A 16,057-nucleotide genomic window follows, 5' to 3' on the forward strand; every position below is an offset into this window, starting at 1 on the left:
AGGCGAGCGCAGGTTCGGCTCGCCTTTGTTCGATCAAAGCTGCCCGAAGCCGGTCAGCCCGATCAAACTGCCGGCTGCCAGCAGCCACAGCGGATGAATGCGCGTCTTCATCGCCATCACGGCGGTGAAGGCGGTAATCGCCCACGCAATGGCCGTCGGGTTCGACGCTTCGGCAATCAGCGCCGCGCTCGCGGCGACAATGCCGGCAGTCACCGGCACCAGTCCCAATTGCGCGTAACGACGCCACGGGCGGTCCTTGAATCGCTCCCACGCATGCATGGCAAGGATCGTCACGAGCGACGACGGCCCGAACTTTGCCACCGAGGTCACCAGCATGCCCGCCCAACCGGCCACATGCCAGCCGACCAGCGTGACGATCATCAGATTCGGACCGGGCGCCGCTTGCGCGAGCGCGAACAGGGCGCTGAATTCGCTGGCCGGCATCCAGTGATGCACATCCACCACTTGCCGCTGCATCTCCGGAAGAATCGTGTTGCCGCCGCCGAACGCCAGTAGCGAAAGCTGGCTGAAAATAACGGCGAGGGAAATGAGCGTGTCGTTCATCGTGCGCTCCGCGAGGCGATGTAAATGCTGAGCGGCGTCAGCACGAGCATGGTGGGCAGAAGCGGTAGACGCATGATCGCAATCGCAATGAAGCCGAGTGCCGCGATAAGCGCGGCCATCGGACTATGCCGTAACGGCAGCAGGATTTTCACGGCCATCGAGATCAGCAGGCCGGCAGCCGCTGCGGCAAGACCGGCAAACAGATGGCGAACGTGCGGGTCGTTCTGCGTGTGTTCGTACAGCACGCCAAGGCCGATCACCACCAGCGACGGTCCCGCGATCAGTCCGAGCAGGCCGGCCAGTGCGCCCGGCACGCCGCGAAAGCGCATACCCATTGCTACCGAGAGATTGATCACGTTGCCGCCCGGTAAAAACTGGCATAGGCCGAGCAGGTCGGTGAATTCGTCGGCGCTCAGCCAGCGGCGTTGTTCGACCAGCGCGCGCCGCGCCAGCGGCAGTGCGCCGCCGAACGAGATCAGCCCGAGGCCGAGAAAGCCGCCGAAGATTTCCCGCACGGTGGGCGTGGGCGCCAGCGCGGGCTCGGACAAGGTGAGATCGTGGTCCATATCGGTTCGCTTCCAGTTCAAGCTCAGGAGGTTAGCGCCGAACCCGCGGCGGGCAAAACGATTTTTGAGCGCCGGCTTGTGATCTAGAATCACAAGCATGGCTCGTAACCTTCCTCCTTTTCCGGCGCTGCGCGCCTTCGAAGCCGCGGCGCGGCATGAAAGCTTCACCGCCGCGGCGACCGAGCTGCATGTGACGCATGGTGCAATCAGCCGGCAGGTCGCGGCTTTTGAAACGTGGCTCGGCGTGCAGGTGTTCCATCGTCGCGGCAAACGCGTGCGCCTGACCGAGGAAGGGCGGCGCTACCTGTCCACCGTTCAGGCCGCGTTCGACAGCATCGCGCGTGCAACGGACCAATTGCGCGACACCGGCGTGGTCCATGTGCTGCGCGTGAATGCGTTGCCCACGTTCGCGATGAAATGGCTGCTGCCGCGCCTGCATCAGTTCCAGCGCAAGGTGCCGAATGTGGAGTTGAGACTGTCGACCTCCAACGCGCCGGTCGACACCCTGGACGGCTTCGACGTCGCGGTTCGTCGGGGTCCCGCACACTGGCCCAACTGCATGAGCGGCCATTTTCTGGGCGAAAGCGAGATTCCCGTGTGCAGTCCGGCGCTATTGCAGCGCTCGCCGATCAACGTCGCCGACGATCTCGCACGGCACGTGCTGCTGCATTCCGACACGCGGCCGGATGCCTGGAGCAACTGGTTATCGGCGGCTGGAGTGATGGTGAAATGCCGCAAGAAGCAATCGTTCGATCACTTCTATCTGGCCTTGCAGGCCGCGGTGGACGGCCTTGGTGTCGCGCTCGGTCCGCTGCCCCTGCTCTCGGATGAACTGGCGTCGGGTCGGCTCGTGGTGCCGCTGGCGGGCCCGCGCATCGATGCACGCGGCTATTGGTGGGTCGCACGGCGCGAGGTCGCGCATGCGCCGCTAGTCGAGCAGTTCTGCGAATGGTTGCAAGCGCAAGGCGATCAAACCCGCGAAAAGGAAACGGGCAGCCTCGAGGCTACCCGTTAGTGATCTGCGTGTTCATGGCGCATGGAGTTGCATTCGCTTCGCGCCGCAGCGCGAAGCGCGCGGACTCACAGATAGAACATCCGGTCCTCATCCGACTTGGTCGGCTGCGGCTCGGTTTCTTCGCGGTCTTCATAGAACTTCAGCACCGCTTCGAGCACCTGGTCCGGATCGTCGATGACCTGCATCAGGTCCATGTCGGCCGGGTTGATCAGGCCCATGGGCGTGAGCGAGTTCTTGAACCACGCAAGCAGGCCTTCCCAGAACTCCGCGCCCACCAGAATGATCGGCACATGACGCGACTTCTTGGTCTGGATGAGCGTGAGCACTTCGGCAAGTTCGTCCAGCGTGCCGAAGCCGCCGGGCATGACGATCACGGCGTCCGAGTTCTTCACGAACGTGACCTTGCGCGTGAAGAAATGGCGGAAGCGCAGCGAGATGTCTTGCCATTGATTGCCCGATTGCTCGTGCGGCAATTCGATGTTCAGACCGACCGACGGGGCCTTACCCGCATGAGCGCCCTTGTTGGCCGCCTCCATGATGCCCGGGCCGCCGCCCGAGATCACCGCAAAGCCGGCGTCGGACAGCTTGCGCGCGATTTGCGTGGCAAGTTTGTAGTAGGGCGAGTTCGGTTTCAGGCGAGCCGAACCATAGATGCTGACCGCCGGGCGAATCTCCGAGAGGTACTCGGTCGCCTCGATAAACTCTGCCATAATCGTGAACATCTGCCACGATGCGCGGGCCTTTTTGGCCGTTGCGCGCTCTTGATCTGCGAGTGATCGCAGACTCGGAATCACTTTTCTCTTAGTCATAATGCCTGAAGAACGAAGCCTTGAAGGTAAGACCCTGCTATTGGTCGACGGTTCGAGTTATCTGTACCGGGCCTACCATGCGATGCCTGATCTGCGCAGCCCCGACGGTGGTCCGACAGGGGCGCTCTACGGGATGATCAACATGCTGCGGCGCATGCGCAAGGAAGTCACAGCAGAGTATAGCGCGTGCGTGTTCGACGCCAAGGGCAAAACGTTTCGCGACGACTGGTATCCGGACTATAAGGCGAATCGCCCGTCCATGCCGGACGATCTCTCGCGCCAGATCGAGCCGATTCATGTGGCCGTGCGCGCGCTCGGCTGGCCGTTGCTGATGATAGAAGGTGTCGAGGCCGACGACGTGATCGGCACGCTCAGCACCGAAGCGGAAAAGCGTGGCATGAATGTGATCGTGTCGACGGGTGACAAGGATCTGGCGCAGCTTGTGTCGGATCATGTCACCCTCATCAATACGATGACTAACGAAACGCTCGACCGCGCCGGTGTGCTCGCCAAGTTCGGCGTGCCGCCGGAGCGCATTATCGACTACCTGTCGTTGATCGGCGATACCGTCGACAACGTGCCGGGCGTCGAGAAATGCGGGCCGAAAACAGCGATCAAATGGCTGACGCAATTCGAGTCGCTGGATGGCATCGTCGCACATGCGGACGAAATTAAAGGTGCGGTAGGAGACAATTTGCGCCGTGCGCTCGATTTTCTGCCGATGGCGAAGAAACTCGTCACGGTGGATCGCAACTGCGATATGACCGACCATATCGTGTCGATCGAGGAAAGCCTGCAAAGCCGGCCGGAATCGCGCGAGGAATTGCGCGAGGTGTTCACGCGCCACGGTTTCAAGACGTGGCTGCGCGAAGTGGAAATCGCGGACGCCGTGGAAGGTCCGGAAACTGACGTGGCGCCTGCTTTGTCGGTGGATCACGAGCGCCATTACGACACCGTGCAGACGTGGGAGCAGTTCGACGCGTGGTTCGAGAGGATCAACGCGGCCGACTTGACCTCCTTCGATACGGAAACCACCTCGCTCGACCCCATGGTCGCGCAGATCGTGGGGCTGTCGTTGTCGGTCGAGGCAGGCCGTGCGGCCTATGTGCCGCTCGCGCATCGCGGCCCGGACGCTCCCGTGCAATTGCCGCGCGACGAAGTGCTCGCAAAGCTCAAGCCGTGGCTCGAAAGCGCGCAGCACAAGAAGGTCGGCCAGCATCTCAAGTACGACGAGCAGGTGCTGGCGAACTACGGCATCGAAATGCGCGGTATCGAACACGACACGCTGCTGCAATCGTACGTGGTCGAATCGCATCGCACGCACGACATGGACAGCCTCGCGCTGCGTCATCTCGGTGTGAAGACGATCAAGTACGAAGAGGTGGCGGGCAAGGGCGCGGGGCAGATCGGCTTCGACGAAGTCGCGTTGGACAAGGCCGCGGAATACGCAGCGGAAGACGCCGACATCACCTTGCGGCTGCACCAGGTGCTGTACCCACAGGTGGCGGCGGAGAAAACGCTCGAGTACGTCTATCGCGACATCGAACTGCCCACCTCGCGCGTGCTGCGGAAGATGGAACGCACGGGCGTGCTGATCGACGCGGAGAAGCTGCGTCAGCAAAGCAGCGAAATCGCCACGCGTCTCATTCAGCTGGAAAGCGAGGCGTATGTGCTGGCCGGCGGCGAATTCAATCTGGGTTCGCCGAAGCAGATCGGGCAGATCTTCTTCGAGAAGCTGGAGTTGCCGGTGGTCAAGAAGACCCCGAGCGGCGCACCGTCCACGGACGAAGAAGTGTTGCAAAAACTCGCTGAAGACTTTCCGCTGCCGAAGATCCTGCTCGAACATCGTGGCCTGTCGAAGCTGAAATCGACCTACACGGACAAGCTGCCGCGCATGGTCAACGCCGCCACGGGCCGTGTGCATACGAACTATGCGCAGGCCGTGGCGGTGACGGGACGTTTGGCATCGAACGATCCGAACTTGCAGAACATTCCCGTGCGCACCGGCGAAGGCCGCCGTATTCGCGAAGCGTTTATTGCACCGCCGGGGCACAAGCTGGTCTCCGCGGACTACTCGCAGATCGAATTGCGCATCATGGCGCACATTTCGGGCGACGAATCGTTGCTGCGTTCGTTCTCGCAAGGGGAAGACATTCACCGCGCCACCGCGGCGGAGATATTCAGCGTAACGCCGCTCGAAGTCTCGAACGACCAGCGCCGCGTGGCCAAGGTCATCAACTTTGGTCTGATCTACGGCATGAGTTCGTTCGGGCTCGCCTCGAACCTCGGCATCACGCGCGACGCGGCCAAGCTCTATATCGACCGCTATTTCGCGCGTTATCCGGGTGTGGCGCGTTATATGGACGAAACACGCGTGAGCGCGAAGGCCAAGGGTTATGTCGAAACGGTGTTCGGCCGCCGCCTGTGGCTGCCCGAGATCAACGGCGGCAACGGTCCGCGCCGTCAGGCCGCCGAGCGCGCCGCGATCAACGCGCCGATGCAAGGCACGGCCGCCGATCTGATCAAGCTCTCGATGATCGCGGTGCAGAAATGGATCGAAGAGTCGAAGATCGGTACGCGCATGATCATGCAGGTGCATGACGAACTGATTCTCGAAGTACCGGACGCGGAATTGTCCGACGTGCGCAAGCGCTTGCCCGAGTTGATGTGCGGTGTCGCGGACCTGAAGGTGCCGCTGGTCGCCGAAGTGGGCGCCGGCCTGAACTGGGAAGAAGCGCATTGACTTGCGTATGACGGGGCGCGATATCGTCGTGCGCATGTCACACATGCGCATTGATGGCTTGTGACAACCCGTGTTGCTCGCGGACAATCGCTCAAAGGCGGCGCGCTCGGGTGAGATCTCGTGCGCGTCGCGGCGACGCATAACCCATCGGCAAACACGGAGAGTTCAATGCATCGTTTTATCGTCGTTGGCGGAGGCGCGGGGGGACTGGAACTGGCGACGCGTTTGGGCGATCGCTACGCACCCCACAAGAACAAGGGCAGCGTGCGGGCGCAGGTCACGCTCGTCGACCGGAATCCGACGCATATCTGGAAGCCGCTGTTGCACGAAGTGGCGGCCGGTAGCATGGACCCCTTCACGCAGGAACTCGAATATGCGGCGCAAGCGCGCTGGCATGGCTTCGAATTTCAGCAGGGCGAACTGACGGGCCTCGACCGCGCGAACAAGCGCCTCACGCTTGGAACCGTGCTCGACGACGACGGCGCCGAACTGCTACCCGAACGAGAGCTTGAATACGACACGCTGATCATCGCGATCGGCAGCACGACCGCATTCTTCGGCGTAAAGGGTGCGCCCGAATTCTCCCTTGCGCTCGACACGGTCAGCCAGGCCGAGCGTTTCCGCAAACGCCTGATCGCGGCGTGCATGCGCGCCGAACATCAGGTGCACGAGCCCGTCGAATCGGGTCCGGGCACGTCGTCCACGGGCGAGCCGCGCATTCAGGTGGCGATTGTCGGCGGCGGCGCAACGGGGGTGGAACTGTCGGCGGAATTGCGCAACACCGCGCAGGTGCTGTCCGCATACGGCCTGCATAAGCTCGATCCGCGGCATGACGTCGGGATCGTGCTGATCGAGGCGGGGCCGCGCATTCTGCCGGCTCTGCAGGAAAGGGTTTCGACAGCTACGGCCGAACTGCTTACCAAGCTCGGTGTGAAGCTGATGATCGGCGAAACCGTGGCCGAAGTCGCGCCGGGCCTGATCCGCACCGCAAGCGGCAAAACCGTGCGCGCCGATTTGACGGTGTGGGCGGCGGGTATCAAGGCGCCGGCGGTGCTGAGCCAGCTCGACGGCCTGCCGGTGAATCGTCTGGGCCAGCTCGTCGTGCGCCGCACGCTGCAAACCGAAATCGACGACAACGTTTTCGCGCTTGGCGATTGCGCCGCTTGTCCGTGGCCGGGCAATGAGCGCAACGTGCCGCCGCGCGCGCAGGCGGCTCACCAGCAGGCAAGCTTCCTGATGAAGGCGCTGGCGGCGCGGCTCGATGGCAAGCCGTTGCCGGAATTTACCTATCGCGACTTTGGTTCGCTGGTGTCGCTCGGGCATTTCAGCGCCGTCGGCAACCTGATGGGCGGGGTGATCGGCGGCAATATGCTGATTGAAGGGCTGTTCGCGCGCTTCATGTACATGTCGCTGTACCGGCTGCATATCGCCGCGCTGCACGGCTACGCGCGGATGGTGCTCGATACGTTCGCGCACTGGTTACGCCGGACAACGCTGCCGCGGGTCAAGCTCCACTGACTTGGGCTGCCGCGCCCGGTCGGCGCCCGGAAACGTTGCTTCTGCAACAGGATGCGTGTCAGGCGTATCCTGTTGCCTCTAACGTTCAACCGAGGAGCGCTGCATGCTGAAACCCGAGATCGACAGTCTGGTCCCGCACGTCCCCTTCGACCGTCGCACTTTCATTAAAGCAGCGCTCGGCACCGGATTCGCCGCCGCCGTGCTGCCGGTATCCGCGCAAACCATCCATACGGACAGCGACGGTCTTGAAGCCGGCGAAGTGGCGGTGCGTTCCGGCGACACGTTGGTGCCGGCGTACCGCGCGCAGCCGAAGGGTAAAACGCACTTGCCGGTGATCATCGTCGTGCACGAGATTTTTGGCGTGCACGAGCATATCGCCGACGTGTGCCGGCGCTTCGCCAAGCAGGGCTATCTCGCGATCGCGCCGAATCTGTACGAGCGGCAGGGCGATCCGACCGTTTATACGAGCATGCAGCAGCTCAACGAGCAACTGGTCAGCAAGGTGCCGGACGATCAGGTCATCGGCGATCTCGACGCGACGGTTGCCTGGGCGGGCGAGCACGGCGGCGATCTGAACCGCCTAGGCGTGAACGGCTTCTGCTGGGGTGGGCGCATTGCATGGCTGTACGCCGAACATAACCCGCGACTGAAGGCGGGCGTCGCCTGGTATGGGCGAGTAACGGGCGCAAAGAACGCGATCACGCCGGCCAATCCTCTCGACGAGGTCGCGCAGCTTCATGCGCCGGTTCTGGGACTCTATGGGTTGCAGGATCAGAGCATTCCGCAGGACACGCTCGAACAGATGAAGCAGGCCATCGCGCAAGGTCCGCAAGTGGGACGCGGTTCGCAGTTCGTCGTGTATGAAGATGCGGGTCACGCGTTTTTCGCGGATTACCGCCCCAGCTACAAAAAGGCCGACGCGGAAGACGGCTGGCGCCGTACGCTGGCGTGGTTCAAGCAGCATGGCGTAGCCTGAACCGCCTGTTTTTTACGCTGACCGGCGAGCCCTCGCGCTCGCGGTTCAAGAAGGCCGTTGCTGCCTGAGCGCGGTTGAACGGCCTTTTTCCAACTTCTCGTCTATTGGGCGCCGACCTTGACGCTCAAGGATTCGGGCCCGTTGCGATGGGCCGCTTCGGATCCGAACTCCACTCGCTCCACGATCCCGCATACAACGCCGCGCCGTGCAGGCCGGCGACTTCCATCGCCAGCGCATTCACACAGGCCGTCACGCCGGAACCGCATTGCAGTATCACGTGCTCCGGCGGCGTGTCGGCGAGCAGCGCGTGGAATTCCTCGCGCAGCGTATGAGCCGGCTTGAAGCGGCTGTCGGCGGTGAGGTTGTCCTTGAAGAAGCGGTTGAGCGCGCCGGGAATGTGGCCGCCGACACGATCCAGCGTCTCGTTCTCGCCGCGATAGCGGTCGGCCGCGCGCGCGTCGACCACGACTCGTTCCTTCGAGCCCAGATTGCGCTCGACCGTTTGCGCATCGACCGTGACGGACAGCGGCGCGCCGGCTTTGAAGTCGCCGGTGTTCTGCGCGGGCGCGTCCTGCGTCAGCGGATGGCCACCGGCCTCCCATGCTTGCAGTCCACCGTCGAGCAGCGCGACCGCGTCGTGACCGAGCCAGCGCAGCAGCCACCATGCACGGGCGGCGTACATGCCGCCTTGCGCGTCATAGGCGACGACTTGCTGTCCTTGCTTCAGACCTCGCGACTCCAGCGTCTCCACCAGCCGCGCACGATCCGGCAACGGATGGCGGCCGTTCTGGCCGTTCTTCGGCCCCGACAGGTCGCGATCGAGGTGCAGGTAATGGGCGCCGGGCAGATGTCCGGCCAGATAGGCTTTTTCGCCCGCTTCGGGGTCGGCCAGATCGAAACGGCAATCGATGACGAACACGCTGCCCGGCGCGGCGGCGAGGCGTTCCGCGAGATTGGCCGCGGAGATCAGAGTGGTGTAATGAGTGTGGGGCATGACGTCTCCTCGATACTGGCGATGGCGGCCGAGCTATGTTGTTAGTCTAAACAAAAAAGACGGACCGAAGTCCGTCTTTCCATGCGCGCGTGCTGCCTGAGGAATCCGGGCAGGCGCCAATCAGATCGTGCCGAGTTCACGCCGCAGGAACTCGTGGAAGTGCTGCATGCCATCTTCCATCGGGCTCTGATACGGGCCGACCTGCGATTCGCCGCGATTCATCAGCGCACGGCGGCCAGCGTCCATGCGTTCGGCGATCTCGTCGTCTTCGCGGGCCGTTTCCATGTAGGCGGCGCGCTCGGCTTCGACGAACTCCCGTTCGAACAGCGCGATTTCCTCAGGGTAATAGAACTCCACCACGTTGGTGGTTTTCTGCGGACCGCGCGGAATCAGCCACGACACCACCAGCACATGCGGATACCACTCGATCATGATGCCCGGGTAGTACACCATCCAGATCGCGCCGAATTCCGGCGGATTGCCGCCGCGAAAACGCAGCACTTCGTCGTGCCACTTGCGGTACGTCGGGCTGCCCGGCTGCTCCAGATCCTTGTGCACACCGACCGTCTGCACGCTGTACCAGTCGCCGAACTCCCACGTCAGGTCGTCGCAATTGACGAAGCTGCCGAGGCCCGGATGGAACGGCGCGACGTGATAGTCCTCCAGATAGACCTCGATAAAGGTCTTCCAGTTGTAGTTGCACTCGTGGACTTCGACGTGATCGAACATGAAGCCCGAAAAATCGAAATGTTCCTTGGTGCCGAGACGCGCCAGATCGCGCGCGACGTCGCGCCCCTGCGCTTCGAACAGCAGGCCTTGCCAGTTCTGCAGCGGCGTGGCGCCGAGGTTCAGGCAGGGGTTATCCGCGAAATGCGGCGCACCGAGGAGCTGGCCGTTCAGGTCGTAGGTCCAGCGATGCAGGGGGCAGACGATATTCTCCGTCTGGCCGCGGCCGTTGAGCATGATGGCTTGCCGGTGGCGGCACACGTTCGACAGCAGTTCGACTTGTGACTGCTGGTTACGGACGAGCACACGCCCTTCGCTCTCGCTCGGCAAAGCAAAATAATTCCCCGCTTCGGGCACCATGAGATCGTGGCCGATGTAGCGAGGACCTTTCTTGAAAAGGGTGTCGATTTCGCGCGTTAGAAGCGCTTCGTCAAAGTAAGCCGTGACTGGCAGCTGGCTGTGGACAGACCGCAACTGCAATGCATTGCTCAGATTGGACATTCCCACTCCCGTGAAGACGTGAAAGCAGTGAACAACCCAACCATCGAAGGTTTCGATTTAGGGAGCCCGCGATTATACCCGTTTCGCCTTTCTTGGGGCGCTTAAGTGCCTGATTTGGGTCAAAAATGTCAAGTAAGTTCGACCTTTTCGCCGCAGACCGATCACTTTTTTTCTGCGAGACTGGTAGGGCAGCGGAGAGCCGGAAGGCGGGGCGTAGGCCGGCGAGCGGATCGGAAATGTCGCTTTTGCCGTAGAATGTCCGACTTGTTTTAATTTTGCGACTATTCATGGCGAAGACCGCGTCGAAAGATACTGCTGCCACGCCAGCCGAAGGCGTCGACACTACGCCGCTGCCCGAGAATTACGAGGCCGCTCAGGCGGAGCTGGAGGGGCTGGTTGCGCGCATGGAAAGCGGCAATCTCAGCCTCGAGGAGTCGCTTACCGCCTACCGGCGTGGTGCGGCCCTCGTGGCGTTTTGCCAGCAGCAGCTCGAGAAGGTCGAGCAGCAGGTGCGCGTGCTCGACGGCGAGACGCTCAAGCCGCTGCCCATGAATACCGCAGGCACAGCCGCTACTGAGAGCGGGGACGACCTATGACATTCGAACAATGGATGCGCTCGGTGCTGGAGCGCGTCGAAACGGCACTAGAACATTACCTGCCGACTGAGGCAACCGAGCCCGCCACGCTGCATCAAGCCATGCGTTACGCGGTGTTGGGCGGCGGCAAGCGGGTTCGCCCGCTGCTGTGCCACGCGGCCGGCGAGCTGACCGGCGCGCGCGCCGAATGCCTCGACGCGGCAGCGGCGGCACTGGAAATGATTCATGTGTACTCGCTCGTCCACGACGACATGCCGTGCATGGACGACGACGCGCTGCGTCGCGGCAAGCCCACGGTACACGTCAAGTATGACGAAGCCACGGCATTGCTGGTCGGCGATGCGCTGCAATCGCAGGCGTTCGTCGCGCTGACATCGGACGTGCTGGCCCCGGCGCAACAGGCCGCGCTCGTGCGCGAACTGGCGCTGGCGAGCGGCTCGATCGGCATGTGCGGCGGGCAGGCCATCGATCTGGCGAGCGTCGGCCACACGCTGACGCGCGTGCAACTCGAAACCATGCACCGCATGAAAACCGGCGCCTTGTTGCGTGCCGCGGTGCGCATGGGCGCGCTCGCGGGCGAAACGCCGAGCGCGGAAGCCATGCGTTCGCTGGACGCATATTCGGCCGCTGTCGGCCTCGCGTTTCAGGTCGTCGACGATATTCTCGACGTCACGACCGATTCCGCGACGCTCGGCAAAACGGCTGGTAAAGACGCGAAGGACGGCAAGCCGACCTACGTGTCGATTATTGGACTCGACGCGTCGCGCGCGCTCGCGGCACAGCTGCGCAGCGATGCCCACGCTGCGCTGGCGCCGTTTGGCGCACGCGCACAGCGTCTTGCCGAATTGGCCGACCTGGTGGTGAACCGGGTTAGCTGAACGCGAAAGCCCGCCGCCGCGCGCCTCCGTCATGGGGCGCATGTATGAAGTGCGGGCGCGTAAGTTTTCCTACAATGGAACGACGATGTACGACTTGCTGAAAACCATTGACGACCCGGCAGCACTGCGCCGCCTCGATCGCCGCCAATTGCAACCGCTTGCCGACGAGTTGCGTGCCTTTGTGCTCGACAGCGTATCGCAGACGGGCGGCCATCTTTCGTCCAACCTCGGCACAGTCGAGTTGACCATTGCGCTGCACTACGTGTTCGACACGCCGCACGACCGGATCGTCTGGGACGTGGGCCATCAAACTTATCCGCACAAGATCCTGACGGGTCGCCGCGACCAGATGCACACGCTGCGTCAGTTGGGTGGCATCTCGGGCTTCCCGAAGCGTGACGAGTCGGAATACGACACCTTCGGCACGGCGCACTCCAGCACGTCGATTTCCGCGGCGCTCGGCATGGCGGTCGCGAGCAAGCTGCAGGGCGACAACCGCATGGGCATCGCCGTGATCGGCGACGGCGCAATGACGGCCGGTATGGCGTTCGAGGCGATGAACAACGCCGGCGTCGAAGACGACGTGCCGTTGCTGGTCATCCTGAACGACAACGACATGTCGATTTCGCCGCCGGTCGGCGCGCTGAATCGCCATCTGGCGCGTTTGATGTCGGGCCGCTTCTACGCCGCCGCGCGTGCGGGCGTCGAACGCGTGCTGCGTGTCGCGCCGCCCATGCTCGATCTCGCGCGTAAGCTCGAAGAGCACGCGAAGGGCATGATCGTGCCGGCCACGTTGTTCGAAGAGTTCGGCTTCAACTACATCGGCCCGATCGACGGTCACGATCTCGATTCGCTGATCCCGACGCTGCAGAACATCAAGGAACTGCGCGGTCCGCAATTCCTGCACGTGGTGACGAAGAAGGGCCAAGGCTACAAGCTCGCCGAGGCTGATCCGGTGCTGTACCACGGTCCGGGCAAGTTCAATCCGGCCGAGGGCATCAAGCCGGCCACCACGCCGTCGAAGAAAACGTACACGCAGGTGTTCGGCGAATGGCTGTGCGACGCCGCCGAGCTGGACGCGCGCGTGGTCGGCATCACGCCGGCCATGCGCGAAGGCTCGGGCATGGTGGAGTTCGAGAAGCGCTTCCCGGATCGGTACTTCGACGTCGGCATTGCCGAGCAACACGCAGTGACGTTCGCCGGTGGCCTCGCTGCGGACGGCATGAAGCCGGTCGTCGCGATCTACTCGACCTTCCTGCAACGCGCTTACGACCAACTGATTCACGACGTCGCACTGCAGAACCTGCCGGTGGTGTTCGCGATCGACCGCGCGGGGCTCGTCGGCGCGGACGGTGCAACGCACGCCGGCGCTTACGACCTGGCGTTCCTGCGCTGCATCCCGAACATGACGGTGATGGCCGCGTCGGACGAAAACGAATGCCGCCAGATGCTGTACACGGCATTGCAGCAGCCGAATCCGACCGCGGTGCGGTATCCGCGTGGCGCCGGCACGGGTGTTGCCACCGTCAAGCAAATGGCCGCGCTGCCGATCGGCAAGGGTGAGATTCGTCGCGAAACGTCGCAGCCGGCTGGAAAGCGCATTGCGATCCTGGCGTTCGGCACGATGGTCGCGCCGTCGCTCGCAGCGGCCGAGCAACTGGACGCGACGGTCGCGAACATGCGCTTCGTGAAGCCGCTGGACGCTGATCTGGTCCGTCAACTGGCCGAAACGCACGACGCTATCGTCACAGTCGAAGAAGGCTGCGTGATGGGCGGCGCGGGTTCGGCGTGCGTGGAAGCCCTGCTCGCCAGTGGGGTTACTCGGCCGGTACTACAATTGGGCCTCCCCGATCAGTTCATCGATCACGGAGATCCGGCCAAGCTGCTCGCCGCGTGCGGTCTCGACGCCGCGGGCATTGCCAAGTCGATCCGCGAGCGTTTTCTGTTGAGCGGCGCAGTCGGCGGCCAGTCGTCGGTGAAGCGCGTCGCTTAAGCGGCGCTGCTTGCTGCGCGGCCGTCATGCTATGGCGGCCATAGCAATCTCCAACTTGAATCGGTGGGCCTTCGGGCCCATTATTCGACGCCGGCAGGGGCCGGCGTTTGCCGTTGCGCGCCTGGATTCGCGCGGCCGCTGAGCGCCCCGAAGGCTGTTGCCTTGCGGCAGCTCCCAAAGGCGCAAGCCCCCAAAGTGACTTTCTCCGGGGCGGAAGACTCGGGGCGGCCCGGCGTTTCCTGAAAGGACAAGACAATGAACCAGATGAATCCCGCCTTTGTGATGCCCGACGTGCAAAGCACGCCCGACACCCGCCAGATCCCGATTCAACGGGTTGGCGTGAAGGCCGTGCGCCATCCTTTGACAGTGCGCACGCAAGCCGGCGAGGTTCAGCCGACGGTCGGCACATGGAATCTCGACGTGCATTTGCCGGCTGATCAGAAAGGCACGCACATGTCGCGTTTCGTCGCGTTGCTCGAAGAGAACAAGGCGCCGCTTGAGCCCGCAACGTTCCGCACCATGCTCGCCGCGATGCTCGAAAAGCTCGAAGCCGAGGCGGGCCGCATCGAAGTGTCTTTCCCTTACTTCGTGAACAAGACCGCGCCGGTGTCGGGTGTGCAAAGTCTGCTGGACTACGAAGTCACGTTGACGGGTGAGACCCGCAACGGCGCAACGCGCCTGTTCCTGCAAGTGCAGGTGCCGGTTACCAGCCTCTGCCCGTGTTCGAAGAAGATCTCGCAGTACGGCGCGCATAACCAGCGCTCGCACGTCACGATCAACGCCGAGTTGGCCGGCGACGTCGCCGTGGAAGAGCTGATCCGTATCGCCGAAGAAGAAGCCTCGTGCGAACTGTGGGGCTTGCTCAAGCGCCCGGACGAGAAGTTCGTCACCGAGCGCGCCTACGAAAATCCGAAGTTCGTCGAAGACCTGGTGCGTGACGTCGCGCAGCGACTGAATGCGGACGAGCGGATCGTCGCCTATGTGCTCGAAGCCGAGAACTTCGAGTCGATTCACAATCACAGCGCCTATGCGGTGATCGAGCGGGATAAGCGCGCCGGTTGATGCGCGGGTTTGCCGACTGCATGAAAAAAGCCGCTTCTTGAAGCGGCTTTTTCAATTCAACGATGACGGCACTCAGCGTGCGAGGGACGTCAGATCCCAGCGTGGTTTCACCGTGAACGCGTAGTCCTTGCCCGACTGATCCGGCCAGCGTTGCAGGCGCAAAGCGCCGGCCAGCGCGATCATCGCGCCGTTGTCCGTGCATAGCGACAAGTCCGGATAGTGCACGTAGAAATTGCGCTTCTTCGCGGCGGCGGACAGCGCCTCGCGCAGTTGCCGGTTCGCGCCGACACCGCCCGCGACGACCAGCCGGTTGAGTTTGGTTTTCTTGAGCGCCGCCAGCGACTTCGCGGCCAGCACGTCGACCGCCGCGTCGACGAAACCGCGCGCCAGATCGGCTTTCGCCTGCTCACAGATGTTGGCGCCGCCAAGCTTCTTGGCGTGCGTAAGGACAGCGGTTTTCAGGCCACTGAAGCTGAAATCGAGATCGCCGGAATGCAACATGGGGCGCGGCAGGACCACCGCGCCGGGCGTGCCGAATTCCGCCATGCGCGAGACTTCCGGGCCGCCCGGATAACCGAGGCCGAGCAGCTTGGCGGTTTTGTCGAAGGCTTCGCCGGCGGCATCGTCCAGCGTTTCGCCGAGCGTCTCGTAGACGCCCACGTCCGTCACGCGCATCAACTGCGTATGACCGCCGGACACGAGCAGCGCGACGAACGGAAATGGCGGCGGCTCGTCCACCAGCAATGGCGAGAGCAAATGCCCTTCCAGATGATGAATGCCAATGGTCGGCTTGTCCCACGCCATGGCCAGTGCGTTGGCAACGCTCGCGCCAACCAGCAGCGCGCCCGCGAGCCCCGGGCCTTGCGTGTAGGCGATTGCGTCGATGTCGCCGCGGGCCGTGCCGGCGCGTTCCATCACCTCTTCGAGCAGCGGCAGCGCGCGCCGGATGTGATCGCGCGACGCCAGTTCCGGCACCACGCCGCCGTACTCCCGATGCATCGCAATTTGCGAATGCAGCGCGTGCGCGAGCAGGCCGCGCTCCGTGTCGTAGAGCGCGAGACCGGTTTCGTCACAGGAGCTTTCGATGCCGAGAACGAGCATGATGGGTGGGCCTGG

General features: G+C 63.2%; 14 protein-coding genes. 8 read left to right on the forward strand and 6 right to left on the reverse strand.

All coding sequences use genetic code 11. From position 1 onward, the window contains the following. Positions 1-33: 33 nt before the first annotated feature. Positions 34-564, reverse strand: a complete 531-nt coding sequence (locus AC57B1_RS28910) for a chromate transporter (RefSeq protein ID WP_091804741.1) — start codon at positions 562-564, stop codon at positions 34-36. Next, complete coding sequence (locus tag AC57B1_RS28915; RefSeq protein WP_408183664.1) at positions 561-1,130, reverse strand: chromate transporter; 570 nt, start codon at positions 1,128-1,130, stop codon at positions 561-563. Before AC57B1_RS28915 ends, AC57B1_RS28910 begins: the two co-directional genes overlap by 4 nt. 97 nt (positions 1,131-1,227) lie before the next feature. Here AC57B1_RS28915 and AC57B1_RS28920 point away from each other — a divergent pair, with 97 nt between their 5' ends. Further along, positions 1,228-2,145 (forward strand): transcriptional regulator GcvA, encoded by a 918-nt coding sequence (locus tag AC57B1_RS28920; RefSeq protein WP_408348855.1) that lies wholly within the window; start codon positions 1,228-1,230, stop codon positions 2,143-2,145. A 65-nt stretch (positions 2,146-2,210) separates the two neighbouring features. Here AC57B1_RS28920 and AC57B1_RS28925 read toward each other — a convergent pair whose 3' ends face one another. Next, positions 2,211-2,954, reverse strand: a complete 744-nt coding sequence (locus AC57B1_RS28925) for an LOG family protein (RefSeq protein WP_091804736.1) — start codon at positions 2,952-2,954, stop codon at positions 2,211-2,213. 1 nt (position 2,955) lies between these two features. Between AC57B1_RS28925 and polA the strand changes: the two genes are divergently transcribed. The 3 genes from polA to AC57B1_RS28940 all read left to right on the forward strand — a co-directional run bounded on the left by polA (position 2,956) and on the right by AC57B1_RS28940 (position 8,191). Further along, positions 2,956-5,697: a DNA polymerase I gene (polA, locus tag AC57B1_RS28930; RefSeq protein ID WP_496419404.1), complete on the forward strand. Its 2,742-nt coding sequence runs from the start codon at positions 2,956-2,958 to the stop codon at positions 5,695-5,697. Between the two features lie 168 nt (positions 5,698-5,865). Next, positions 5,866-7,215 carry an NAD(P)/FAD-dependent oxidoreductase gene (locus AC57B1_RS28935; protein ID WP_408348849.1) on the forward strand — a complete coding sequence of 450 codons (1,350 nt, stop codon included), beginning with the start codon at positions 5,866-5,868 and terminating at the stop codon, positions 7,213-7,215. A 103-nt stretch (positions 7,216-7,318) separates the two neighbouring features. Beyond that, entirely contained in the window at positions 7,319-8,191 is an 873-nt protein-coding gene (locus tag AC57B1_RS28940; protein WP_408348846.1) for a dienelactone hydrolase family protein, read from the forward strand. A 124-nt stretch (positions 8,192-8,315) separates the two neighbouring features. Here AC57B1_RS28940 and AC57B1_RS28945 read toward each other — a convergent pair whose 3' ends face one another. Both AC57B1_RS28945 and AC57B1_RS28950 read right to left on the reverse strand, forming a co-directional pair. Continuing rightward, the gene (locus AC57B1_RS28945) at positions 8,316-9,185 is read right to left on the reverse strand and encodes a sulfurtransferase (protein ID WP_091804726.1); all 870 of its coding nucleotides are present in this window, start codon (positions 9,183-9,185) and stop codon (positions 8,316-8,318) included. A 120-nt stretch (positions 9,186-9,305) separates the two neighbouring features. Continuing rightward, entirely contained in the window at positions 9,306-10,412 is a 1,107-nt protein-coding gene (locus AC57B1_RS28950; protein WP_091804723.1) for an aromatic ring-hydroxylating oxygenase subunit alpha, read from the reverse strand. Between the two features lie 287 nt (positions 10,413-10,699). On the opposite strand from AC57B1_RS28950, the gene AC57B1_RS28955 reads away from it, so the two are divergent. From AC57B1_RS28955 to folE2, 4 genes are all read left to right on the forward strand, one after another. Then, entirely contained in the window at positions 10,700-11,008 is a 309-nt protein-coding gene (locus AC57B1_RS28955; protein WP_007178839.1) for an exodeoxyribonuclease VII small subunit, read from the forward strand. Then, positions 11,005-11,886: a polyprenyl synthetase family protein gene (locus AC57B1_RS28960; protein WP_408348843.1), complete on the forward strand. Its 882-nt coding sequence runs from the start codon at positions 11,005-11,007 to the stop codon at positions 11,884-11,886. The genes AC57B1_RS28955 and AC57B1_RS28960 overlap by 4 nt, the downstream gene beginning before the upstream one ends. An 85-nt stretch (positions 11,887-11,971) precedes the next feature. Next, positions 11,972-13,879, forward strand: a complete 1,908-nt coding sequence (gene dxs, locus AC57B1_RS28965) for a 1-deoxy-D-xylulose-5-phosphate synthase (RefSeq protein WP_091804719.1) — start codon at positions 11,972-11,974, stop codon at positions 13,877-13,879. A gap of 255 nt (positions 13,880-14,134) precedes the next feature. Next, positions 14,135-14,941 (forward strand): GTP cyclohydrolase FolE2, encoded by an 807-nt coding sequence (gene folE2 / locus AC57B1_RS28970; protein ID WP_091804716.1) that lies wholly within the window; start codon positions 14,135-14,137, stop codon positions 14,939-14,941. A gap of 72 nt (positions 14,942-15,013) precedes the next feature. Here folE2 and tsaD read toward each other — a convergent pair whose 3' ends face one another. After that, positions 15,014-16,042 (reverse strand): tRNA (adenosine(37)-N6)-threonylcarbamoyltransferase complex transferase subunit TsaD, encoded by a 1,029-nt coding sequence (gene tsaD / locus AC57B1_RS28975; protein WP_408183676.1) that lies wholly within the window; start codon positions 16,040-16,042, stop codon positions 15,014-15,016. Positions 16,043-16,057 lie beyond the last annotated feature (15 nt).

The organism is Paraburkholderia sp. BGA-UO-ETr-F21 (genome assembly GCF_059567925.1).